The organism is Ensifer sp. 38_S197 (assembly GCF_056924495.1).
The window spans coordinates 2382465-2406404 of sequence record NZ_JBXOVZ010000002.1; the positions used below are offsets into that span (position 1 = coordinate 2382465).

Annotated in this window: 23 protein-coding genes; 19 read left to right on the forward strand and 4 right to left on the reverse strand. The window is 62.9% G+C overall.

Features of this window, described 5'->3' with window-relative positions:
• The first annotated feature begins 5 nt into the window (after positions 1 to 5).
• The 8 genes from AC1Z3V_RS24720 (at position 6) to AC1Z3V_RS24755 (ending at position 6881) form a co-directional block, all read left to right on the forward strand.
• Entirely contained in the window at positions 6 to 1352 is a 1347-nt protein-coding gene (locus tag AC1Z3V_RS24720; RefSeq protein WP_483502265.1) for a pyruvate dehydrogenase complex dihydrolipoamide acetyltransferase, read from the forward strand.
• 67 nt (positions 1353 to 1419) lie between these two features.
• Positions 1420 to 2061, forward strand: a complete 642-nt coding sequence (locus tag AC1Z3V_RS24725) for an SGNH/GDSL hydrolase family protein (RefSeq protein ID WP_483502266.1) — start codon at positions 1420 to 1422, stop codon at positions 2059 to 2061.
• A gap of 2 nt (positions 2062 to 2063) precedes the next feature.
• On the forward strand, positions 2064 to 2645 hold the full coding sequence (locus tag AC1Z3V_RS24730) for a GNAT family N-acetyltransferase (RefSeq protein WP_429816891.1): 582 nt from the start codon (positions 2064 to 2066) through the stop codon (positions 2643 to 2645).
• Positions 2646 to 2663: 18 nt separating this feature from the next.
• Positions 2664 to 4109 carry a dihydrolipoyl dehydrogenase gene (gene lpdA, locus AC1Z3V_RS24735; protein WP_483502268.1) on the forward strand — a complete coding sequence of 482 codons (1446 nt, stop codon included), beginning with the start codon at positions 2664 to 2666 and terminating at the stop codon, positions 4107 to 4109.
• 128 nt (positions 4110 to 4237) lie between these two features.
• Positions 4238 to 4489: a GlsB/YeaQ/YmgE family stress response membrane protein gene (locus tag AC1Z3V_RS24740; RefSeq protein WP_429816895.1), complete on the forward strand. Its 252-nt coding sequence runs from the start codon at positions 4238 to 4240 to the stop codon at positions 4487 to 4489.
• 222 nt (positions 4490 to 4711) lie between these two features.
• Positions 4712 to 5680: a lipoyl synthase gene (gene lipA / locus AC1Z3V_RS24745; protein ID WP_173516343.1), complete on the forward strand. Its 969-nt coding sequence runs from the start codon at positions 4712 to 4714 to the stop codon at positions 5678 to 5680.
• 178 nt (positions 5681 to 5858) lie between these two features.
• Complete coding sequence (locus tag AC1Z3V_RS24750) at positions 5859 to 6422, forward strand: P-loop NTPase family protein (RefSeq protein ID WP_483502270.1); 564 nt, start codon at positions 5859 to 5861, stop codon at positions 6420 to 6422.
• A gap of 9 nt (positions 6423 to 6431) precedes the next feature.
• Positions 6432 to 6881: a type II toxin-antitoxin system RatA family toxin gene (locus tag AC1Z3V_RS24755; protein ID WP_429816901.1), complete on the forward strand. Its 450-nt coding sequence runs from the start codon at positions 6432 to 6434 to the stop codon at positions 6879 to 6881.
• Here the strand turns inward: AC1Z3V_RS24755 and AC1Z3V_RS24760 are convergent.
• Together AC1Z3V_RS24760 and AC1Z3V_RS24765 are read right to left on the reverse strand one after the other, a co-directional pair.
• Positions 6869 to 7366, reverse strand: coding sequence for a CinA family protein (locus AC1Z3V_RS24760; protein WP_483504141.1), 498 nt, complete (start codon positions 7364 to 7366; stop codon positions 6869 to 6871). The genes AC1Z3V_RS24755 and AC1Z3V_RS24760 overlap by 13 nt on opposite strands.
• Entirely contained in the window at positions 7366 to 8571 is a 1206-nt protein-coding gene (locus tag AC1Z3V_RS24765) for a bifunctional 2-C-methyl-D-erythritol 4-phosphate cytidylyltransferase/2-C-methyl-D-erythritol 2,4-cyclodiphosphate synthase (protein ID WP_483504142.1), read from the reverse strand. The genes AC1Z3V_RS24760 and AC1Z3V_RS24765 overlap by 1 nt, the downstream gene beginning before the upstream one ends.
• A gap of 148 nt (positions 8572 to 8719) precedes the next feature.
• Here AC1Z3V_RS24765 and dusB point away from each other — a divergent pair, with 148 nt between their 5' ends.
• From dusB to hflX, 9 genes are all read left to right on the forward strand, one after another.
• Positions 8720 to 9763 carry a tRNA dihydrouridine synthase DusB gene (gene dusB, locus AC1Z3V_RS24770; protein WP_483502271.1) on the forward strand — a complete coding sequence of 348 codons (1044 nt, stop codon included), beginning with the start codon at positions 8720 to 8722 and terminating at the stop codon, positions 9761 to 9763.
• On the forward strand, positions 9760 to 10911 hold the full coding sequence (locus tag AC1Z3V_RS24775) for a two-component system sensor histidine kinase NtrB (RefSeq protein ID WP_483502272.1): 1152 nt from the start codon (positions 9760 to 9762) through the stop codon (positions 10909 to 10911). The genes dusB and AC1Z3V_RS24775 overlap by 4 nt, the downstream gene beginning before the upstream one ends.
• Positions 10908 to 12362: a nitrogen regulation protein NR(I) gene (gene ntrC, locus AC1Z3V_RS24780; RefSeq protein ID WP_173516348.1), complete on the forward strand. Its 1455-nt coding sequence runs from the start codon at positions 10908 to 10910 to the stop codon at positions 12360 to 12362. Before AC1Z3V_RS24775 ends, ntrC begins: the two co-directional genes overlap by 4 nt.
• 222 nt (positions 12363 to 12584) lie before the next feature.
• Positions 12585 to 14855, forward strand: coding sequence for a sensor histidine kinase NtrY-like (locus AC1Z3V_RS24785; protein ID WP_483502274.1), 2271 nt, complete (start codon positions 12585 to 12587; stop codon positions 14853 to 14855).
• Entirely contained in the window at positions 14845 to 16209 is a 1365-nt protein-coding gene (gene ntrX, locus AC1Z3V_RS24790; protein WP_173516350.1) for a two-component system response regulator NtrX, read from the forward strand. Before AC1Z3V_RS24785 ends, ntrX begins: the two co-directional genes overlap by 11 nt.
• Positions 16210 to 16402: 193 nt before the next feature.
• Positions 16403 to 17779 (forward strand): Trk system potassium transporter TrkA, encoded by a 1377-nt coding sequence (gene trkA / locus AC1Z3V_RS24795; protein WP_483502276.1) that lies wholly within the window; start codon positions 16403 to 16405, stop codon positions 17777 to 17779.
• Between the two features lie 11 nt (positions 17780 to 17790).
• The gene (locus tag AC1Z3V_RS24800; protein ID WP_483502278.1) at positions 17791 to 18654 is read left to right on the forward strand and encodes a D-amino-acid transaminase; all 864 of its coding nucleotides are present in this window, start codon (positions 17791 to 17793) and stop codon (positions 18652 to 18654) included.
• Between the two features lie 109 nt (positions 18655 to 18763).
• The gene (gene hfq / locus AC1Z3V_RS24805; RefSeq protein ID WP_003535434.1) at positions 18764 to 19006 is read left to right on the forward strand and encodes an RNA chaperone Hfq; all 243 of its coding nucleotides are present in this window, start codon (positions 18764 to 18766) and stop codon (positions 19004 to 19006) included.
• A 78-nt stretch (positions 19007 to 19084) separates the two neighbouring features.
• Entirely contained in the window at positions 19085 to 20410 is a 1326-nt protein-coding gene (gene hflX, locus AC1Z3V_RS24810; RefSeq protein ID WP_483502284.1) for a GTPase HflX, read from the forward strand.
• Positions 20411 to 20492: 82 nt separating this feature from the next.
• On the opposite strand, the gene mazG is transcribed toward hflX, so the two are convergent.
• Positions 20493 to 21326 (reverse strand): nucleoside triphosphate pyrophosphohydrolase, encoded by an 834-nt coding sequence (gene mazG, locus AC1Z3V_RS24815; RefSeq protein WP_429816915.1) that lies wholly within the window; start codon positions 21324 to 21326, stop codon positions 20493 to 20495.
• Between the two features lie 5 nt (positions 21327 to 21331).
• Positions 21332 to 21919 (reverse strand): deaminase, encoded by a 588-nt coding sequence (locus tag AC1Z3V_RS24820; protein ID WP_483502286.1) that lies wholly within the window; start codon positions 21917 to 21919, stop codon positions 21332 to 21334.
• A 231-nt stretch (positions 21920 to 22150) separates the two neighbouring features.
• Between AC1Z3V_RS24820 and cysG the strand changes: the two genes are divergently transcribed.
• On the forward strand, positions 22151 to 23611 hold the full coding sequence (cysG, locus tag AC1Z3V_RS24825) for a siroheme synthase CysG (RefSeq protein WP_483502288.1): 1461 nt from the start codon (positions 22151 to 22153) through the stop codon (positions 23609 to 23611).
• A 10-nt stretch (positions 23612 to 23621) separates the two neighbouring features.
• The gene (locus tag AC1Z3V_RS24830; protein ID WP_429816921.1) at positions 23622 to 23936 is read left to right on the forward strand and encodes a DUF2849 domain-containing protein; all 315 of its coding nucleotides are present in this window, start codon (positions 23622 to 23624) and stop codon (positions 23934 to 23936) included.
• Positions 23937 to 23940 lie beyond the last annotated feature (4 nt).

A 23940-nucleotide genomic window follows, 5' to 3' on the forward strand; every position in this document is an offset into this window, starting at 1 on the left:
CTTCGATGCCTATCAACATCACAATGCCTGCCCTCTCTCCGACGATGGAAGAAGGCAATCTGGCCAAGTGGCTCGTCAAGGAAGGCGACAAGGTCAAGTCCGGTGACGTGATTGCCGAGATCGAGACCGACAAGGCGACGATGGAAGTCGAAGCCGTCGACGAAGGCACCGTTGCCAAGATCGTCGTTCCCGCCGGCACCGAAGGCGTCAAGGTCAACGCGCTGATTGCCGTTCTCGCCGCCGATGGCGAGGATGTCGCAGCCGCTGCCAAGGGTGGCAACGGCGCAGCCGCACCGGCTCCCGCGGCCAAGGCGGAAGCGCCCGCGCCGGCAGCGCCGAGCACTCCGGCGGCCGCTCCTGCACCAGCCGCACCCGCCCCGGTTGCCGCGCAGCCGGTGAAGTCCGAGGGAGGTGCACGCGTCTTCTCTTCGCCGCTCGCGCGTCGCCTGGCAAAGGACGCCGGCATCGACCTTTCGGCAATCGCCGGTACCGGTCCGCACGGCCGCGTCGTCAAGAAGGACGTCGAGGCTGCCGTTTCCGGTGGTACCGCGAAGCCCACAGCCGCTCCGGCTACCGGCGCTGCTGCTCCCGCGACCGCACCGCTTGCCAAGGGCCCGTCGGACGACGCCGTTCTCAAGCTCTTCGAGCCGGGTTCCTACGAACTGGTGCCGCATGACGGCATGCGCAAGACGATCGCCAAGCGCCTCGTCGAATCCAAGCAGACGATCCCGCACTTCTACGTGTCGGTCGACTGCGAACTCGACGCGCTGCTGGCGCTCCGTGCCCAGCTCAACGCCGCTGCTCCGGAACAGGGTGGCAAGCCGGTCTACAAGCTCTCCGTCAACGATATGGTCATCAAGGCCCTGGCGCTGGCGCTCCGTGACGTTCCGAATGCGAACGTCTCCTGGACCGAAAGCAACATGGTCAAGCACAAGCACGCCGATGTCGGCGTTGCCGTGTCGATCCCGGGCGGCCTGATCACCCCGATCGTGCGCCAGGCGGAACTGAAGAGCTTGTCGGCCATCTCCAACGAGATGAAGGACCTCGGCCAGCGCGCCAAGGACCGCAAGTTGAAGCCCGAGGAATACCAGGGCGGCACCACGGCCGTCTCCAACATGGGCATGATGGGCGTCAAGAACTTCGCCGCCGTCGTCAACCCGCCGCACGCGACGATCCTCGCGGTCGGTGCGGGCGAGGAGCGTGTCGTGGTCAAGAACAAGCAGATGGTCATCGCCAACGTCATGACCGTCACGCTTTCGACCGACCATCGCTGCGTCGATGGTGCGCTTGGCGCGGAACTGCTCGGTGCCTTCAAGCGCTACATCGAAAACCCGATGGGCATGCTGGTCTGAGTTGGATGACGACCGGCCTTCGGGCCGGTCCGTTCCTTTTCGCGCAGTCGAAGGCGGGCCCCGGACGATGAAAACAGTTCTCTGCTATGGCGACAGTCTGACCTGGGGCTATGATGCCGCGGACGGAGGCCGCCACCCGCTTGCCGATCGCTGGCCGAGTGTGCTGCAGAAGTCGCTGGGCACGGATGTCCAGGTTATCGCCGAGGGCTTGAACGGTCGCACGACCGCCTATGACGATCATCTCGCCGATTGCGATCGCAATGGTGCAAGAGTGTTGCCAACGGTGCTGCACAGCCACGCGCCGCTCGATCTCATCATATTTCTTCTCGGCTCCAACGACATGAAGCCGGTGATCCACGGAACCGCTTTCGGCGCCGTGAAGGGCATTCAGCGCCTCGTCAACCTCGTGCGCCGGCATGACTGGCCGGTCGAGGGCGAGGAAGGCCCCGAGATCCTGATCGTCGCGCCGCCGGCGCTCTGCGAAACCGCCAATGCCGCCTTCGGTGCAATGTTCGCCGGTGGCATCGAACAGTCAGCGATGCTGGCGCCGCTCTACCGCGATCTTGCCGACGAACTTGATTGCGGGTTCTTCGATGCCGGTTCGGTGGCGGTGACCACGCCGCTCGATGGCGTGCATCTCGATGCGGAGAATACGCGTGCGATCGGCCGGGGTCTCGAACCGGTCGTGCGGATGATGCTTGGGGTCTAAGGATGGTGGGGGGCGTCACCATTCGTCCAGCGGAGAGACGTGAGGCGGCCGAGCTCGCCATTCTCGTCGACATCGCCGCGCACGGCTTTGCCTCCTGGCTCTGGTACGGCGCCGTCCTCCATGGAGTGACGGACACGGCTTTCGAGCGCGGACGCAACAAGCTTCGCGAAGAGCCCGGGCCTGGAAACTGGCGCGACGCGCTGGTTGCCGAAACCGATGACGAGGTTGCCGGTCTGTCGGTCGGCTATGCGATCGGCCCGGAGGTTCTGGAGATCGTCGCCAAGCATCCGGTGCTGGAACCCTTGCTCGCGCTGCAAAGGCAGATCGTCGGCCACTGGTTCATCGAAAGCCTCGGCGTCTATCGCCACCAGCGCGCCCGCGGGATCGGTAGCGCGCTCCTGGCAAGGGAATTCGAACGCGCCGGATCGGCGCCGGTGAGCCTGATCACCGAAAGCCACAATGACAGGGCCCAGGCACTATACAGAGCAAACGGCTTCGGCGAGGCAGCGCGCGCCGAGGCGGTTCCGCTCTTCGACGAAAGCAAGAAACACGACTGGGTGCTGTTCACCCGCAAGGTCGCTTGAGACAAAGGCAGGAAACATATGGCTGAGAATTACGACGTCATCGTCATCGGTTCGGGTCCGGGGGGCTACATCGCCGCCATCCGCGCAGCACAGCTTGGTTTGAAGACCGCGGTCGTCGAGCGCGAGCATCTGGCCGGCATCTGCTCCAACTGGGGCTGCATCCCGACCAAGGCGCTGCTGCGCTCGGCCGAAGTCCTGCACTATGCCCAGCATCCGGGCGCCTATGGCGTCAAGATCGAAGGCACGGTGACGCCGGATCTCAAGGCGATCGTCGCCCGCTCGCGCGGCATTGCCGAGCGCATGAACGGCGGCGTCGGCTTCCTGATGAAGAAGAACAAGGTCGACGTGATCTGGGGCGAGGCGAAGCTGACGAAGCCCGGCGAAATCGTCGTCGGCAAGTCGACGAAGCCGGTCGTCCAGCCGCAGGCGCCGCTGCCGAAGAACACCAAGGGCGAGGGCACCTACACCGCCAAGCACATCATCATTGCGACCGGTGCCCGTCCGCGCGCACTTCCCGGCATCGAGCCCGATGGCAAGCTGATCTGGACCTACTTTGAGGCGATGAAGCCCGAGGAAATGCCGAAGTCGCTTGTCGTCATGGGCTCCGGCGCGATCGGCATCGAATTCGCCTCGTTCTATCGCACCATGGGTGTCGACGTGACCGTCGTCGAGGTCATGCCGACCGTCATGCCCGTCGAAGATGCGGAAATCTCGGCGATTGCCAAGAAGCAGTTCGAGAAGCAGGGCATGAAGATCCATCTCCAGGCCAAGGTGACCAAGGTCGAGAAGGGCGCCAATTCGATCACCGCCCATGTCGAGATGAAGGACGGCAAGGTCGAGAAGATCACCGCCGACCGCATGATCTCGGCCGTCGGCGTCCAGGGCAATATCGAGAATCTCGGCCTCGAGGCGCTCGGCGTGAAGACGGACCGCGGCTGCATCGTCATCGATGGCTACGGCAAGACCAATGTCCCGGGCATCTACGCCATCGGCGACGTTGCCGGCCCGCCGATGCTTGCCCACAAGGCCGAGCACGAGGCCGTGATCTGCGTCGAGAAGATCGCCGGACTGCCGAACGTCCACCCGATGGACAAGCTGAAGATCCCGGGCTGCACCTATTGCCATCCGCAGGTTGCCTCCGTCGGCCTCACCGAAGCCAAGGCCAAGGAACTCGGCCGCGAGATCCGCGTCGGCCGCTTCCCGTTCGTCGCCAACGGCAAGGCGATCGCGCTCGGCGAGGACCAGGGCCTGGTCAAGACCATCTTCGACAAGAAGACCGGCGAATTGCTGGGCGCCCACATGGTCGGCGCCGAAGTCACCGAACTCATCCAGGGCTTCGTCGTCGCGATGAACCTCGAGACGACCGAAGAAGACCTGATGCACACGATCTTCCCGCATCCGACCATTTCGGAGACGATGAAGGAAAGCGTGCTCGACGCCTACGGCCGCGCGCTCAACGCCTGATGTGCTGCATAATTCCTTAGATCGGCATCGATTTGAGGACAAAATTAGCAGCGTTCAAAGTGTTACTGCGCCGGAACCTTTCAGGCGGCTTCGGCATTGAGGACCGTCCTCAATGCACGGAGACCAAAATGAGCGTGAACGGCGTCGGCATTCTGGCTGCGATCATCATCGGCGGTTTGGCCGGATGGCTCGCGGAGAAGTTCATGCACAGCGACATGGGTCTGTTCATGAACATACTGCTCGGCATCATCGGCGCGGTGGTGCTGAACTTTATCCTGGCGGCCTTCGGCATGGCTTTTGTCGGATGGGTCGCCTACCTGGTCATCGGCTTCATCGGCGCCTGCCTGTTGATTGCCGCTGGTCGCGCCGTCAAACGATAGCCTGCCGGGCGACCAGCGCTTCCGTCGGGCTTCAATCTCGCATGCTTCCTGGGGTCGTCTCCGACTTAGGGATGCAGCAATTTGAAGGGCTACAGCGACCTTTGCGCGTCTGAGAGACGCGCGGCGCTGCAGACGGCCTGACATTTGCCGTCGGGCCGTCTATATAGAGCGAAAATGGGTCGCCCGGCCTGATGCCGGTCCCGCCGCGATGAGGAAGACAGTATGGTAACGGTGTTCGATGCCGTCTCTGACCGGGCGCAACGCGTCCGCCACCCGGAAAAGGCGCATAAGCCCGACACGGAAGTGATGCGCAAGCCGGACTGGATCCGCGTCAAGGCGCCGATGTCGAAGGGCTACCAGGAGACGCGCTCGATCGTGAAGAGCAACAAGCTCGTCACGGTCTGCGAAGAGGCCGGCTGCCCGAACATCGGCGAATGTTGGGACAAGAAGCACGCCACCTTCATGATCATGGGTGAGATCTGCACCCGTGCCTGCGCCTTCTGCAATGTCGCGACCGGCAAGCCGAATGCGCTCGATCTCGAAGAACCCGCGAACATCGCCAAGGCCGTCAAGCAGATGGGGCTGAGCCACGTCGTCATTACCTCCGTCGACCGCGACGATCTGGAGGATGGTGGCGCCGAGCACTTCGAGAAGGTCATCTGGGCGATCCGCGAGGCTTCGCCGACGACCACCATCGAGATCCTGACGCCGGACTTCCTGAAGAAGCCGGGTGCGCTGGAACGCGTCGTTGCCGCCAAGCCCGACGTCTTCAACCACAACATGGAGACCGTGCCGGGCAACTATCTGACAGTCCGCCCGGGTGCACGCTATTTCCACTCCGTGCGCCTGTTGCAGCGCGTGAAGGAACTGGACCCGACGATGTTCACCAAGTCCGGCATCATGGTCGGCCTCGGCGAAGAGCGCAACGAAGTGCTGCAGTTGATGGACGACCTGCGCACCGCCGATGTCGACTTCCTGACGATCGGTCAGTACCTGCAGCCGACGCGCAAGCACCACAAGGTCGAGAAGTTCGTGACACCCGAGGAGTTCAAGTCCTACGAGACCGTCGCCTATACCAAGGGTTTCCTCATGGTTTCCTCAAGCCCGCTGACGCGCTCGTCGCACCATGCGGGCGATGACTTTGCCCGTCTGAGGGCGGCGCGCGAGAAAAAACTGCAGGCTGCCGAGTAAGGCGGACTGCGGGTTTCGAGAATGATCGGCTCCGGCGCTTGCGCCGGAGCTTTTTGTTTTGGGGCTTTTGTTTTTACCGGAACGCTTGCCGCGCCATGGCGCGACTTTCGGACGCTCGCGCCAATCTTGCATCCGCCCGCTCGATCGCCTAACGGCTGTCTCCAGAGGAGGCTTGCCGATGCCGCGATACGTGAACGGGGAAGAGGCAGCGTCGCATCTCGGGAATGCGCAACGTATTCTGGTGATCGGCTGTTCCGGCAGCGGCAAGAGCACGCTTTCCCGGCAACTGTCCGAGCGGCTCGACCTGCCGCATCTGGCGATGGACCGGGAGTTCTTCTGGTTGCCGGGATGGAAGCTTCGGCCGAGGCAGGAAATGCTCGCGCTGATCTCGAAGGCTGCGGCCGGCGAACGCTGGATCATGGATGGCACGGGTCCGAAGACGCTGCCGCTGCGGCTGCCGCGCGCGCATGTCGTGGTCTGGATGCGGCCGCCGCGGTGGGTGTCGCTGCGCGGGGTGCTCTGGCGCTGGTTCGCCTATTGGAAAAAGACCCGCCCGGATATGGCCGACGGTTGTCCGGAGAAGATCGATCTCGATTTCCTCCGCTACGTCTGGAACTTCGAGCGGAGGGACGCGGTTGAGATCGAGATGCAACTGGCGGCTCATGCCGACCTGCCGGTTCTCGTGTTGAAATCGCACGCCGAAACGGCGTTGCTACTTGCTAAGATAAGGCGGGGCCACTAGCTCTCGATCATGCCGCATTTCGAAACCAACCATGTCGTCAAGCATAGCGCCGACCAGATGTTCGATCTCGTCGCCGATGTCGAGCACTATCCCGAATTCCTGCCACTCTGCGAGGCGCTGACGGTGCGCTCACGCAAGGAGCGCGACAGCAAGGTGTTGCTGCTTGCCGACATGACTGTCGGCTACAAGGCGATCCGCGAGACCTTCACGACACAGGTGTTGTTGAACAAGGCCGAGCGTGCGATTGACGTCAAATACATCGACGGGCCGTTCAAGTACCTCGACAACCGTTGGCGTTTCGAACCGGCGGGCGAGGGTCAGTCGGTCGTGCATTTCTATATCGACTATGAGTTCAAGAGCCGCATTCTCGGCGCCTTGATGGGCTCGATGTTCGACCGCGCCTTCCGGATGTTCTCCGACGCCTTCGAAAAGCGCGCCGACAGCATCTACGCAATCTGAGCGATTTCCGCGAGCATATCGAGCGCGGTGCGGACGGTCGCAAGCCTGATGCCACTGCGGCCGATGTCGCCATAACGCATCTCCCGATGCAGCATCTCGCCATTTCGCCCCGATGCCGCAAGGTGCACGAGCCCGATTGGCTTTTCAGCCGATCCGCCGCCCGGGCCGGCAATGCCGGTGACGGCAACCGCAAAATCCGCTGCCGAATGTCGCAGCGCGCCTTGTACCATCTCGATTGCCGTTTGGCGCGAAACCGCACCATGGGCGGCAAGGGTCGCCGTCTCGACGTCGAGCATGGCGACCTTCGCTTCGTTGGAATAGGTGACGAAACCGCGGTCGACGACGGCAGACGAATCGGAAATCTCGGTGAGCGCCCCCGCGATCAGGCCGCCGGTGCAGGATTCGGCCGTCGCGACCTTGAGACCGCGTGCCGTGAACTCGGCGATGATTTCACCGGCTTTGACTTCGATGTCGGCAGGCCACATCACGAAAGGCTCCCATAGACGACGGTGGCTGTGGCGATCGCAGCGATGCCTTCATCGCGGCCGACGAAGCCGAGGCGTTCGTTCGTCGTGGCCTTGACGGAGCAGCGGTCGAGCGAAATTCCCAGCATGTCCGCGAGGTTCTGACGCATCGTCAGGCGATGCGGCCCGACCTTTGGCGCTTCGGCGATGAGCGAGATGTCGGCATTGGTGATGATGCCGCCGCGCTCGCGCACGAGCCGTGCGGCATGCTCCAGGAAAATGCGCGACGGCGCGCCCTTCCATTGCGGATCGGACGGCGGGAAATGGTCGCCGATGTCGCCGGCGCCACAGGTGGCGAGCAGCGCGTCGGTGAGCGCGTGCAGCGCCACGTCCGCATCGGAATGGCCGGAGAGCGTCTTCGTGTGCGGAATGAAGACGCCGCAGAGCGTGACGCCGTCGCCTTCGATCAACTGGTGCACGTCGTAACCGTTGCCCGTGCGCACATCCGGCAGGGCGGTGCGCTTGAGCTTCTCGTCGGCCATGGCGATATCCCTTCTCAACGTAAGCTTGATGTTGTCGACCGCGCCCTCGACGAGGACGACCTTGAGGCCGGCCCATTCGGCGATGGAAGCATCGTCAGTGAAATCGGTGCGGCCGCTCTTGGCCGCATCCCGGTGTGCGGCAAGAATGGCCGGAAGGTCAAAGGTCTGCGGTGTTTGCGCGCCATAGAGACCGTCGCGCGGCACAGTCTCCAGCACGACGCTGCCTTTGCCCGCGCGCTTGAGCGTGTCCGCGACCGCGACCGCCGGCAACACGGCCTTGACCTCGCCGCCGAGCGCGGCGGCGCAACGCGAAAGCAGCGCGTGATCGGCAAAGGGGCGGACCGCATCGTGGATCATGACGTGGCCCACGCCGGTCCCGGCGAGTGCCTCGAGGCCGGCGAGCACGGATACCTGCCGCGTTGCACCGCCATGGACGATGATCATATCGCCGGCCACCGAGTGTTTGCGCGCCGCGTCGAACAGGGCCTCGTCGTCCGGGTGGATGACGACGACAATCGGGCCCACGCCCGGCCATGTCGCGAAAGTGTCAAGCGTATGGGCGATAACGGGGCGGTCGCCGATGGTTCGATACTGCTTCGGACCTTCGGCGGATTGTCCTGCTCGTTCGCCGCGCCCGGCTGCAACGATCACCACGCCGCACTTAAGCTGTTCTTGAGGCTGCATCTTCCGTATGAGGTCCCGCATTCGCCGATCTTCGCCGTGATGTACCGCGAAGGGTCGTGCTTTGCCAGCCAAGCTAGGAAATTTGCGCAAGGCGCCGAAATCGCTTGGCAAGCTCAAGAACAATGTCTAAAAATAGTGCAGCAACAATATGTGCCTGAAAGATAAGCATTTGCCAATTCCGGCTCTTTCATCGCCGCTCCGGATCGGGACGATCGAAATCCGCAACCGGGTCGCGCTCGCACCCATGTCCGGTGTCACCGATCTGCCGTTCCGGCGGCTCGCCTGGCGCTTCGGTGCCGGCTTCGTCGTTACCGAGATGGTTGCGAGCCGCGAGCTGGTCTGCAACGCGTCGGAATCCTGGGCGCGCCTGAAGAATTCGGGCATCAAGCCGCACATCGTCCAGCTCGCCGGTCGCGAAGCGCATTGGATGGCGGAAGCCGCCAGGATCGCCGCCGACAATGGTGCCGATATCATCGATATCAACATGGGCTGCCCGGCCAAGAAGGTGACGGGCGGTTATTCCGGCTCGGCGCTCATGCGCGATCCCGACCACGCGTTGTCATTGGTCGCGGCGACGGTAAACGCTGTCGATGTGCCGGTGACGCTGAAGATGCGGCTCGGCTGGGATGAAAACTCGATCAATGCGCCGCTGATTGCGAAACGCGCCGAAGAAGCGGGCGTGAAGGCGATCACCGTGCACGGTCGCACGCGCATGCAGTTCTACAACGGCAAGGCCGATTGGGATGCCATTCGCCCGGTTCGCGACGTCGTTACCGTCCCGCTGGTCGCCAATGGCGACGTGGAGACGATCGCCGACGCGGAAGAGATTCTGCGCCGGTCGGGTGCCGATGCCGTCATGGCCGGGCGCTCGTCGCAGGGGCGCCCGTGGCACATCGGCTTTCTCGCCGGTGCTGTCGAGCACCCCTCGCAGGCGCAGACCGCCGATATCTTTGCGGAGCACTACGAAATGATGCTCGAATTCTATGGCGTCGACGTCGGCTTGCGGCATGCCCGCAAGCATGTCGCCTGGTATCTCGACCGCGCCGCCCCCGACATGGCAGGCGCGGAAAAGGCTGCAATCCTGACGTCGACCGATGTCCGATTTGTCCGCGACAGGGCGCGCGCGGCGATGCTGGATGCGGCGCCGGCCAAGCCTGACGGCGAGATGGTCGCAGAAGGAATCGCCGCATGACCGAGAAACCGAGCATTCCCGATACCGCCGCGAACGGTCTGTCGATGGCGGTTCTGAACGCCATTCAGAACCCGGTGATTCTGGTCGATGCCAATGGATTGGTCGCCTTCGCCAACTGGGAGGCCGAATCGTTTTTCGGCGCCAGCGCCAATCACCTAGCGCGCCACAATATCAGCGCCTTCATCCCCTTCGGCAGTCCGCTGCTGACCCTGATCGAGCAGGTTCGCGAACGCAAGGCGCCGGTAAATGAGTACCGCGTCGACCTGAGTTCGCCGCGTCTCGGCGCCGACAAGCTCGTCGATCTCTATGTCGCGCCGGTTCTTTCCGAGCCGGGCGCGGTCGTCGTCGTCTTCCAGGAGCGCTCGATGGCCGACAAGATCGACAGGCAACTGACCCATCGCGGCGCCGCCCGTTCGGTGACGGGCCTTGCCTCGATGCTGGCGCACGAGATCAAGAATCCGCTTTCCGGCATACGCGGTGCCGCACAGCTTCTGGAAACCTCGGTCAATGACGAAGACAGGGCGCTGACGCGACTGATCTGCGATGAGACCGACCGCATCGTCTCGCTGGTCGATCGCATGGAGGTGTTTTCCGACGAGCGCCCCGTGGATCGCGTGCCGCTGAACATTCACTCGGTGCTCGACCACGTGAAAGCGATCGCCAAGGCCGGCTTCGCGCGACACATCAAGTTCGCGGAGAACTACGATCCGTCCTTGCCGCCGGTCTTCGCCAACCGCGATCAACTGGTTCAGGTGTTCCTGAACCTGATCAAGAATGCGGCCGAAGCGATCGGCGAGCGCTCAGATGGCGAGATCGTGCTGACGACGGCCTACAGACCGGGCATCCGCCTGTCGGTTGCCGGAACGCGCGAGAAGATCTCGCTGCCGCTGGAATTCTGCGTGCACGACAATGGGCCGGGCGTGCCCTCCGATCTCCTGCCGCTGCTCTTCGATCCTTTCATCACCACCAAGACCAACGGTTCCGGCCTGGGGCTTGCGCTGGTCGCCAAGATCATCGGTGCCCATGGCGGCATCGTCGAATGCGACAGCCAGCAGAACCGCACGACTTTCCGTGTCCTCATGCCGGCCTCCAAGGGCCAGGCAGCGGATGAAGACGACATGCCGATGACAAAAGGAAACCTTGCATGACGGGTGCCACGATCCTCGTCGCGGATGACGACGCAGCCATTCGCACCGTGCTGAACCAGGCGCTGAGCCGCGCCGGCTACGATGTACGCATCACCTCCAATGCGGCGACGCTGTGGCGCTGGATTGCGGCGGGCGACGGCGATCTCGTCGTGACCGACGTCGTGATGCCCGACGAGAATGCCTTCGACCTGCTGCCGCGCATCAAGAAGGCGCGCCCCGATCTGCCGGTGCTGGTCATGAGCGCCCAGAACACATTCATGACGGCGATCAAGGCTTCGGAGAAGGGCGCCTACGACTATCTGCCGAAGCCTTTCGACCTGACCGAACTCATCGGCATCATCGGCCGGGCGCTTTCGGAACCCAAGCGTCGCCCGGCGAAGCTCGACGACGACACCCAGGACGGCATGCCGCTGGTTGGCCGTTCGGCGGCGATGCAGGAAATCTACCGGGTGCTCGCACGCCTGATGCAGACGGACCTGACGCTGATGATCACCGGCGAGTCCGGCACCGGCAAGGAACTCGTCGCCCGCGCGCTGCATGATTACGGCAAGCGCCGTAATGGCCCGTTCGTGGCGATCAACATGGCGGCGATCCCGCGCGATCTGATCGAGTCGGAACTCTTCGGCCATGAGAAGGGCGCTTTCACCGGTGCACAGATGCGCTCGACCGGTCGTTTCGAGCAGGCCGAGGGCGGCACGCTCTTCCTCGATGAAATCGGCGACATGCCGATGGACGCGCAGACCCGTCTGCTGCGCGTGCTGCAGCAGGGCGAGTATACCACCGTTGGCGGCCGCACGCCGATCCGCTCGGACGTGCGCATCGTGGCGGCGACCAACAAGGACCTGAAGCAATCGATCAATCAGGGCCTGTTCCGCGAAGACCTCTATTATCGCCTCAACGTCGTGCCGTTGCGGCTGCCGCCGCTGCGGGATCGCGCAGAGGATATTCCGGATCTCGTTCGCCACTTCGTCCAGCAGGCGGAAAAGGAAGGGCTCGACGTCAAGCGCTTCGATCACGAAGCGCTGGAACTGATGAAGGCGCATGCCTGGCCGGGCAACGTACGCGAGCTGGAAAACCTGGTGCGGCGCCTCACGGCACTTTATCCACAGGACGTGATCACCCGCGAAATCATCGAAAACGAGTTGCGTTCCGAGATACCGGACAGCCCGATCGAGAAGACCGCGGCGCGGCCCGGATCGCTCACCATTTCGCAGGCCGTCGAAGAAAACATGCGCCAGTATTTCGCAAGCTTCGGCGATGCCTTGCCTCCGGCCGGCCTCTACGACCGGGTGCTTGCCGAAATGGAGTATCCGCTGATCCTGGCGGCGCTTACCGCAACCCGTGGTAACCAGATCAAGGCGGCCGATTTGCTCGGCCTCAACCGTAACACGCTGCGCAAGAAAATCCGCGAACTCGGCGTTTCGGTCTATCGCAGCTCACGCAGCGCTTGACTTGGCCCCGACCAGCGTTGCATTTTCGCCACAATGCGTTGCTTGAACGTGTGACGACCGCCGAATCGTGCGTCGTTGCCGTCTCGTTCAATCGATTTGACCCAATTGATTGACTGGGGGCGCAACGCAGCAGCCCATTTGGGCGGTGAGGTCAACCTTTGACCAGAGAATGCCAGCAAGTGATGCCGTCGCCGACAGGCGGCGGTTGGGGGAACGCTTTTTATGGTGGACGCAATGGCCTTGCCGCTGGGCACAGATGAGGGACTCGCGGCGCAGGACCGGCGCGCGTCCTTTGCTCTCCCGGGGTTGATGCTGGCGACCGGCGCCTTGATCTGCGCCACCATCTCGCTGCTCGTGCTTCTCGGACTGACGCCGATACGGCTCGAGAGAAATGTCGTCATCGCCTGCGCTGCCATCAACAGCCTGTTCGTCGTCGGCCTTATCTACCTGATCGCCCGCGAAATCCTGCGGCTGCTGCGTGCCCGCAGCAAGGGCCGCGCCGCCGCGCGCCTGCACGTGCGCATCGTTGCCCTGTTTTCGATCGTCGCGATCACGCCGGCGGTTCTCGTCGCGATTTTTGCAAGCATCACCCTCGACGTCGGTCTCGATCGCTGGTTTTCGCTTCGAACCCAGGCGATCGTCCGCTCGTCGATCAACGTTGCCCAGGCCTATGTGCTCGAGAATGCCAGCTATCTGCAGGGCCAGACCGTGTCGATGGCGAACGACCTCGAACGCAACCGGCAGCTCTATAGCCTCGATCGCACCGGCTTTACGGAACTGATGACCCGCCAGGCGCGGGGCCGCGGCATGCTCGGCGCCTTCCTCGTGCGAGCCGACGGCAGCGCCATCATCCAGGCCAACATTTCCACGGACCGCCCGCTGCCGGCCATTCCGCCGGACGCGCTGAAAAGCTCCGTCTCCGGCCAGCCGACCCTGATCCCGCCAGGGGTCACCAACCTCGTCGGCGCCGTGATTCCGCTCGACGATATTCCAGGCACCTATCTCTACACGGTTCGCAACGTCGATCCGGAAGTGATGCGCTCGCTGCGGCTGATGGAAGAGAACACCGCCGAGTACAAGATGCTGGAGGCCGGGCGGACCTTCACGCAGATCGCCTTCGGCGTCCTCTACATCGGCTTTGCGCTCATCGTTCTCCTGGCTGCGATCTGGACAGCCATCGCCGTCGCCGACCGGATCGTCCGGCCCATTCGCCAATTGATCGGCGCTGCCGATAGCGTCGCCTCGGGCAATCTCGATGTCGTCGTGCCGGTCCGCGCCGTCGACGGCGACGTTGGCAACCTGTCGCGCACCTTCAACAAGATGGTCTCGGAAATTCGCAGCCAGCAGGAGCAGATCCTGGAGGCGAAGGACGAAGTCGACCATCGCCGCCGGTTCATCGAGGCCGTCCTTTCAGGCGTGACCGCGGCCGTGATCGGTGTCGGCCGCGACCGGCAGATCACCATCGTCAATTCTTCCTCCGAAGACTTCCTGAAGAAGGCGGCGCCTGAGCTCCTGGGAGCCGATTTGCGCACGGTGGCGCCGGAGATCGAAGAGGTCCTGGTCGAGGCCGAAAACCGCCACCGCAACGACTACCGCAAACAGATCAACATCATGCGCGGCGGGACCGAGCGGACGCTGAACGTTCAGGTAACGCGCGAAGAGGGCGGCGAGTCGAACGAGTCCTACGTCATCACCATCGACGACATCACCGACCTCGTCATCGCCCAGCGTTCGACGGCCTGGGCCGATGTGGCGCGCCGCATTGCACACGAGATCAAGAACCCGCTGACGCCGATCCAGCTCTCCGCCGAGCGCCTGAAGCGCCGCTACGGCAAGCAGATCAATCAGGAAGACAAGACCGTCTTCGACCAGTGCACTGATACGATCGTGCGTCAGGTGGAAGACATCGGCCGCATGGTCGACGAGTTCTCGGCTTTCGCGCGCATGCCGAAGCCGACCAAGGAGAAGGCCGATCTCCGCGCGATCCTGAAGGATGCGATGTTCCTGCGCGAGATGGGCAACAATCACATCGATTTCGTTCGGGACCTCGGCGAAGAGCCGCTCGAAGGCCTGTTCGATGGGCGCATGCTTGGTCAGGCCTTCGGCAACATCGTCAAGAATGCGGTCGAATTGATCGAGGCGGTGCCGGCTGATGCGGTGCGCGGCCACGCGATGATCGTTGCGCGAGCACGAATAGACCTGGCCTCGGGTCGCTTCGTTGTCGATATCATCGACAACGGCAAGGGCCTGCCGACGGAGAACCGGCACAGGATTCTGGAGCCGTACATGACGATGCGCGAGAAGGGCACGGGCCTCGGGCTCGCCATCGTCAAGAAGATCATCGAGGACCATGGCGGACAATTGGAATTGCACGATGCGCCAGCCGATTTCGACGGCGGTGTCGGGGCGATGATCCGCGTGATCCTGCCGCCTGCCGGAGAGACCGGGGGCGAAGACAGTTTGAAGGATAAGGGTGCGAGCGATGGCCGCTGATATTCTGGTTGTGGACGATGAGGAAGATATCCGTGAGATCGTATCGGGTATCCTCTCCGACGAAGGGCACGAAACCCGCACCGCCTTCGACAGCGACAGCGCGCTGGCGGCGATCAGCGATCGCGTGCCGCGTCTCGTCTTCCTCGATATCTGGATGCAGGGAAGCCGTCTCGACGGACTGGCGCTGCTCGACGAGATCAAGGGAAGGTATCCGGATCTTCCGGTCGTCATGATTTCGGGTCACGGCAACATCGAGACCGCGGTCAACGCCATCAAGCGTGGCGCCTACGACTTCATCGAGAAGCCCTTCAAGGCGGACCGGTTGATTCTGATTGCCGAGCGGGCGCTGGAAAACTCGAAGCTCAAGCGTGAAGTCTCTGAGCTGAAGAGGAAGTCCGGCGATCCCGTTGAACTGATCGGCACGTCGGTTGCGGTGTCGCAGCTTCGTCAGACGATCGAGAAGGTTGCGCCGACCAACAGCCGCATCATGATCCAGGGACCGTCCGGGTCGGGCAAGGAACTGGTCGCGCGGATGATCCACCGCAAGTCGACGCGCTCTGCCGGTCCATTCGTGGCGCTGAACGCCGCGGCAATCACGCCTGACCGCATGGAGATTGCGCTCTTCGGAACCGAGGGCACCCCGGGCCAGCCGCGTCGCACGGGCGCTCTTGAGGAGGCTCATGGCGGGATCCTCTATCTCGACGAAATCGGCGAAATGCCGCGCGAGACGCAAAACAAGATCCTGCGCGTGCTCGTCGACCAACAGTTCGAACGCGTCGGTGGCACCAAGCGCGTCCGGGTCGATGTCCGGATCATCTCTTCGACGGCCTACAATCTCGAAAACATGATCTCCGAGGGCCTGTTCCGCGAAGACCTGTTCCATCGGCTTGCCGTCATTCCGGTGCGGGTGCCGGCGCTTGCCGAGCGGCGCGAGGATATTCCGTTCCTCGTTGACATGTTCATGCGCCAGGTCAGCGAGCAGGCGGGGATCCGTCCGCGCAAGATCGGCGACGACGCGCTGGCCGTACTCCAGGCCCATGACTGGCCCGGTAACATCCGCCAGCTTCGCAACAACATCGAGCGTTTGATGATCCTTGCGCGCAGCGACGGTCCGGATACCCCAATCTCGGCTGACATGCTGCCGACGGAAGTGGGCGACACCCTGCCGAAGATCTCGGCCCAGGGCGACCAGCACATCATGACCTTGCCGTTGCGTGAGGCTCGCGAAATGTTCGAGCGCGACTATCTGATCGCGCAGATCAATCGATTCGGCGGCAATATTTCGCGCACGGCGGAATTCGTCGGTATGGAACGGTCGGCGCTGCATCGAAAGCTGAAGTCGCTGGGCGTCTGAGCCGATACAACTTACGGCCCTGGCACCCGCGCTCCTACAGCGCTGCGCGTCCTACTGCATGTTTCCTTTAATCGTAGCCGATTAAAGGACAAAAACAGGCAGCAATTCAAAATGCTGCAGCGACCTTTGCGCGTCTGATGAGACGCGCGGCGCTGTAGACGCAAAGGTCGCTGTAGCTCTTTGAAAGGTCGACATGAAGGTAGTCATTTGTGGTGCGGGCCAGGTTGGGTACGGCATCGCCGAGCGGCTGGCACAGGAAGACAACGACGTATCGGTGATCGATACGTCGGCGGCATTGATTGCCAACATCACCGAAAGCTTGGACGTGCGCGGCTATGTCGGACACGGCGCGCATCCGGACGTGCTCGCCAAAGCCGGCGCCGACCAGGCCGACATGCTGATCGCAGTCACCCTTTCCGACGAGGTCAATATCGTTGCCTGCGAAGTGGCGCACGCAATCTTCAACGTGCCGACGAAGCTTGCCCGCATCCGGGCGCAAAGCTATCTCGCGCCCGAATATTCGAACCTCTTCTCCCGCGAGAACGTGCCGATCGACGTCACCATTTCGCCGGAAGTCGAGGTTGGGCGGCTGGTGCTGCGGCGTATTTCCTTTCCCGGCGCGATCGACGTCGTGCGTTTCGCCGAAGATCGCGTCGCCATGGTCGCCTTCGAGTGCCTCGAAGATTGCCCGGTTGTCGGCACGCCGCTGCAGCAGTTGAGCGAATTGTTCCCCGATCTGCTCGCGACGGTGACCGGCATCTTCCGCAACGGCAAGGTCATGGTGCCGCACTCTGATGACCAGTTGCAGGCGGGCGATATCGCCTATGTCGTTTGCGACCGGGACCATGCCCGCCGGACCTTGGCGCTCTTCGGTCACGAGGAGCAGGAAGCGCGGCGCATTATCATCTTCGGCGGCGGCAATGTCGGCTACTTCGTTGCCAGGGCCATCGAGGAGCATCAGCCGCGGACCCGGGTGAAGCTGATCGAGAGCGATCGCGACCGGGCAGTGGTGATGGCGGATAAGCTGAGCAACACCGTTGTCCTCAACGGCTCGGCGATGGATCAGCGGATCCTGGCGCAGGCGGACGTTCAGGATGCCGACCTCGTGGTTGCGCTGACGAACAATGACCAGATCAACATCCTCGGCAGCATGATGGCGAAGCGGCTCGGCGCCAAGTCGACGCTCGTGCTGATCAACGAACCATCCTATCAGGATTTTGCCGGCACGGCTGGCGTGGACGCCTATGTGAATCCGCGTGCCGTGACGATCTCCCGCGTGCTGCAACACGTGCGCAAGGGACGCATCCGCTCCGTCTACGCGGTGCAGAAGGGGATGGCCGAGGTGATCGAGGCCGAAGCGCTGGAAACGTCACCGCTGGTCGGCAGGGCCCTGCGTGATCTCGAGCTTCCCGATGGCATCCGCATCGGCGCGCTCTACCGCGACAAGACGTTCATCCGCCCGGACGGCAACACGAAGATCAAGGCGAAGGACCGTGTCGTGCTCTTTGCCACTGCCGATGCCGTGCGGCATGTCGAACAGCTTTTCCGCGTCAGCATCCAGTATTTCTAGGGCCGAGATCCATGCCGAGAATTGCCTATGTCAACGGTGCCTACGTGCCGCATGCCGACGCCGCAGTCCATATCGAGGACCGCGGTTATCAGTTTGCAGACGGCGTCTACGAGGTCTGCGAGGTCCGTCATGGTTACATCGTCGATCTCAACCGGCATCTCGATCGTCTCGACCGTTCGCTTCGTGAATTGCGCATCGACTGGCCGATGGGTCGTGCGGCGCTGGTGCATGTGATCCGGGAGGTGATCCGGCGCAACCGGGTCCGGAATGGCCTGTTCTACATGCAGGTCACGCGCGGCGTGGCGCGCCGCGATCATGTGTTTCCGGCCAAGGAGACCATGCCGACGATCGTGGTGACGGCGAAGCGCACCGATGCCGAAGCCATTGCAAAAAAGGCGACGCAGGGGATCTCGGTGATCACCGTGCCGGAAAACCGATGGGACCGGGTGGACATCAAGTCCGTCGGGCTTCTCCCTAACGTGCTTGCCCGCCAGAAGGCGAAGGAGGAGGGCGCGCAGGAGGCGATTTTCGTCGATGCCGATGGCACGGTGAAGGAGGGCGCCGCGACCAATGTCTGGATCGTCGATCGCGACGGAACGCTGCGCACACGCCCGGCGGAGCTCGGAATCCTGAAGGGAATCACCCGCACCACACTGATGGACGTCGCGGGCCCGCTTGGGCTCAAGGTGGAGGAGAGAGCGTTCTCGGTCGAGGAGATGCTCGCGGCGCGCGAGGTCTTCATCACCGCCGCTACCAGCATCTGCTTTCCGGTGGTTTCGGTGGACGGCAGGCCGATCGGCAATGGGCATCCGGGAAGCATAGCACAGAATATTCGTGAAGCCTTTTTCGGCGTTGCGGAAAAGACATTGATTTGATACCAAACTTAGAGAGGTGTCGGGGAAGGTACTTGTGGCGCCTCTGATTGCAGATATCGACAAAAATGCACCGGCGCGAAACGCCGGCAAATAAGAAAGAAGCGGCGCGATGGCGGAACGTTCTCAAAACTTGCAGGATCTCTTTCTCAACACGGTCCGCAAGCAAAAGATTTCATTGACAATTTTCCTTATCAACGGTGTCAAGCTCACTGGTGTCGTGACGTCTTTTGACAATTTCTGCGTCCTGTTGCGCCGCGATGGCCACTCGCAACTGGTCTACAAGCACGCGATCTCGACCATCATGCCCGGCCAGCCGCTGCAGATGTTCGAGAACGAAGAAGCCGCATCCTGACGGGACGTTAGGCACATTACCAAGCGGGATTCAAAATCGTCGTCGATCATTCCGGAGCTCGAGAAGCTCCGCGACGACATGCGCGCGGTCGTCATCGTTCCGGTCTTGAAAAAGACCGGAAGACAGTCCGCAGAGATACTCTCGGCCGCGACCACACGCTCGGATGAAAGCCGCCTCGATGAGGCGACCGGGCTGGCGCTGGCGATCGACCTCGATGTCGTGCATGGCGCCATCGTTCCGGTGGCGCAGCCGAAGCCCGGCACCCTGCTCGGCACCGGCAAGATCGAGGAGATCGGCCACATCCTCGTCGAACAGGATGCCGGCCTCGTTATCGTCGACCATCCCTTGACGCCTGTGCAGCAGCGCAATCTCGAGAAGGAATGGAACGCCAAGGTCATCGACCGAACGGGCCTCATCCTCGAGATTTTCGGGCGCCGCGCTTCCACCAAGGAAGGCACGCTGCAGGTCGATCTTGCACATCTCAACTACCAGAAGGGCCGCCTGGTCCGAAGCTGGACCCACCTTGAGCGTCAGCGCGGCGGCGGCGGCTTCATGGGTGGTCCGGGTGAAACCCAGATCGAAGCGGACCGGCGCCTGCTGCAGGACCGCATCGTCAAGCTCGAGCGCGAACTGGAACAGGTCCGCCGGACCCGGCAGTTGCACCGTTCCAAGCGCAAGAAGGTTCCGCACCCGATCGTCGCCCTCGTCGGCTATACCAACGCCGGCAAGTCCACGCTTTTCAACCGCATGACCGGGGCGGGCGTGCTCGCCGAGGACATGCTGTTTGCGACGCTCGATCCGACGCTTCGGCGTCTGAAGCTGCCGCATGGCCGCATGGTGATCCTCTCCGACACCGTCGGTTTCATATCCGACCTGCCGACGCACCTCGTCGCCGCCTTCCGCGCGACGCTTGAAGAGGTGCTGGAGGCGGATCTGATCTTGCACGTGCGCGATCTCTCCGACCCGGACAACCAGGCGCAGGCAAGCGATGTGCTCCGCATTCTCGCCGATCTCGGCATCGACGAGAAGGAAGCCTCCGAACGGCTGATCGAGGTCTGGAACAAGATCGACCGGCTGGACGTCGAATCGCGCGAAGCGTTGCGCGGCAAGGCAGCGACCTCGGACAATACGGTTGCCGTCTCGGCGATCACCGGTGAGGGCGTCGACGAGCTGCTCGCCGAAATCGGCCGACGCCTGTCGGGCGTTCTGACGGAATGCACCGTCGTGCTCGGCATCGACCAGTTGCAGCTTCTGCCCTGGATCTATCAGCACGCCATCGTCGATGGCCGCGAGGATCTGGAAGACGGGCGCGTGAGCCTCGATCTCCGGCTGACCGAAAACGAAGCCGCCGATCTGGAGCGTCGCCTCGGAAACGGGCCGAAGCCCGTCGAGGAAGACTGGTAAGCCTGAGCGCGTTGCTCCGATCCACTCGTTTCACTGGCTGCGTGCGGGGGGATGCTATCGCAAATCTGCGTCCCCGACGGCCCTACCCCAACTGCCGCTCGATCGCCTTGGCCGCCTGCCAAAGTTCTTCCATGCGCTCCAGCGTCGCGTTATCCAGCGTCTCGCCGCCGGCTTCTAGCTCGCGCTCGATATGGGCAAAGCGGCGGCGGAACTTGGTGTTGGTGCCACGAAGGGCCATTTCCGGGTCAGTCCCGACGTGGCGGCCGATGTTGACCACTGCGAAGATCAAATCGCCCAGCTCGTCGCTGACCTTGGCGCGGTCCTTTTCGCGCAGCGCCTGGCGCAGTTCGCCGATCTCCTCCTCGATCTTGTCGAGGATCGGTTCGGGTTCCGACCAGTCGAAGCCAACCTTGGCGGCACGCTCCTGCAGTTTCAGCGCTTCGACAAGCGCCGGAAAGGAGCGCTGGACCGAACCGAGATGGCTTGCAGCGGCATCCGGGGCGAGGCCGCGCTTGGTGCGACGCGCCTGTCGTTCTGCCTTCTCTGCCTTCTTGATCTCGTCCCATTGCAGCTTGACCGCCTCGGGCGTATCGGCGTCGGAACGGGCAAAGACATGCGGATGCCGGCGGATCATCTTGCGCGTCACCGCCTCGACGACGTCGCCGAAGGCGAAGTCGCCGGCTTCCTCCGCCATGCGGGCGTGGAACACCACTTGCAGCAGGAGATCGCCGAGTTCGTCGCAGAGGTCGTGCATGTCGCCGCGCTCGATGGCGTCGGCGACCTCATAGGCTTCCTCGATCGTATAGGGCTTGATCGTCTCGAAGGTCTGGACGATGTCCCAAGGGCAGCCGGTCTCAGGTTGGCGAAGCGCCGCCATGATGTCGAGCAGGCGTTGGATGTCGCGTGAAGGTTCCATGGATCTCAGTTCAGCGGAATGGCGTTCTGATCCTTGCCCGACTGGTAGCTGTCGGAAAGGCTCTGGTAGCGGGCGCGGATGCGGGCATCCTGGGCGGCAAGCCGCGCACGGGTCTCAGCATCGGCGTCCTTGGCAAGGGCCGCGATTGAGGCCGAATGCCAGAAGGCATTGTCCTTGGCGTAGCCACCCGGCTCCAGGCGGAAGACTTCCTTCAGGATCTTGAGGTCATGCGGGATCGCGAAACGGTCGCGCGAATCTTCATGGCTGAAGAAGTAATAGAAGTTGTCGAAACCGGCCCAGGTGATCGCCGAAAGACACATGGAGCAGGGCTCGTGTGTCGACAGGAAAATGAGGTCGCGCGTATCGGGCTTCTCCGCCATCTCGTAGAAACGCTTCAGCGTGTGGACTTCACCATGCCAGAGCGGATTTTCCGTCTCGTTATTGGTTTCCGCCAGCACCAGCGACAGGTCGGACTTGCGCAGGATCGCAGCGCCAAACACCTTGTTGCCTGCGGCCACACCCTTTTCGGTGAGCGGCAGGATATCCTGCTCGATGACGGTCAAAAGCCGTTCGGCGAGGTCCGATTGGGTCATGTCTTGCATCTCTCTCAGGTCAGTGACCGCATTTAACGGAGGTTACCCCCGCGGCGCAATGGCTGCAGAAGGGCCGGCGGCTTAACGGGACCGGAGATATTTGCTCAAAATGGTGCACCACCGAGCAAAACAATACGGGACCGCAAAGGCATTGAAATTTCTGTTCCTTCAATTGTCGTGCCCTATGCGGGATATTCGGCGCAGCCTGTAGAAGGAACCCTCTGCCAGACCATGACGCAGCAGCTCGCCGTATTCCCCGCATTCTTTCGCGTCGCGCAGAAGCGCGTGGCGGTTTTCGGCAATGGCGACGAGGCCTTTGCCAAGGTGCGGCTGTTGTCGAACACGGAAGCCTCGATCGTCGTCTACGCAGACGAGCCCGAGGTGGAGTTCGCGCAGTATCTTCGTGATCGCATGATAGAACATGTCGCCGCCGCCTTCGCTCCCGAGCAGCTCGACGGCGCCATCCTCGTTTTTGCCGCGACCGGCAATGCCGCCGATGACCGGCGCATCGTTGTCGCCGCGCGTGAACGCAAGATCCCGGCCAACGCCGTCGACCAACCCGACTTTTGCGACTTCTTCACGCCGGCGCTGGTCAATCGTGCCCCGGTCGCAGTCGCTATCGGCACGGAAGGGGCAGGGCCGGTGCTGGCCCAGATGATCCGCGCTCAGATCGATCAGCTCCTTTCGCCTTCGCTCGGTGTTGTCGCGTCGCTCGCCGCGAGCTATCGCGAGGCGGTTGACCGCCTGGTGCCGCGTGGCGTGGCGCGTCGGCTCTTCTGGCGCCGTTTCTTCCAGGGGCCGGTCGCCGACAGGGTCGCCGGCGGCGATCTGGCGGCTGCCCGCCGCGAGGCGGCGCGCCTGCTCGATGCGCCCGAGAAGGCGGCTGGCCATGTCTGGCTCGTTGGTGCCGGTCCGGGCGCCGAAGACCTGCTGACACTTCGCGCCCAGCGGGTGATGATGGAAGCCGACGCGATCGTCTATGACGCACTGGTGCCGCAGGCGATCGTCGATATGGGCCGCCGCGATGCCGAGCGCCTGTCCGTCGGCAAGCGCAAGGGCTGTCACACCAAGTCTCAGGACGAGATCAACCAGTTGCTCGTGACACTCGCGGCCGAAGGCAAGCGAGTCGTTCGCCTGAAGTCCGGTGATCCCCTGGTTTACGGCCGCGCCGGCGAAGAAATGGCGGCACTGCGCGAAGCCGGTATCAGCTATGAGATCGTCCCGGGTATTACGTCGGCCTTTGCCGCCGCCGCTGATTTCGAATTGCCGCTGACGCTGCGCGGCGTCGCCTCTTCGCTGGTCTTCACCACCGGTCACGATCTGACCGGCGAAGTTCTGCCCGATTGGGCACGGCTTGCCGTTTCCGGTGCCACGATCGCGGTCTATATGGGCCGGACCGTCGCCGCGTCCGTCGCTGGCCGTCTGATGCAGGCGGGCCTTCCGGCCGAAACGACCGTCGCCGTCATCGAAAATGCCAGCCGCACGGATCGCCGCTTGCTGCATGGCACGCTGAAGGATCTTCCGGACCTCGAAAACCGGAGTGAGCTTTCAGGTCCGGTCATGGTCATCATTGGCGATGCCGTTGCCGGCGCCAACTTCGGGCGGTCTGAACCGCTCGTCGTCGGCAAATCACGCGGTGGCAAGAAAACCGCCGAAGTCGCCTCCGGGCGCAACGAACAGATTTTGAGCTGAGGAAGAGACGATGGTGAGCAAGGTTTTGACGGCAAATCGGCTTTCGGACGGCATCTCCGTCTGGCTGGATGCCGCCGGCAACTGGGCCGAATCGCTTCAGGATGCCTTTGTTGCCCGCCATGCCGAGGCCGTGACGGCGCTCGAAGCCACGGGCAAGCAGGCGTTCGAGGACAACAAGGTCGTCGACGTCAATGTCGTCGACGTGGAAGAGATCAACGGCACGCTTCGGCCGCTGCGCATGCGTGAACGCATCCGCGCCGAAGGCCCGTCCATCCCCTATGCTGCCGGCTACAGCGGTTTGGCCGGCCCGAAACACGCTGCCTGAGGAA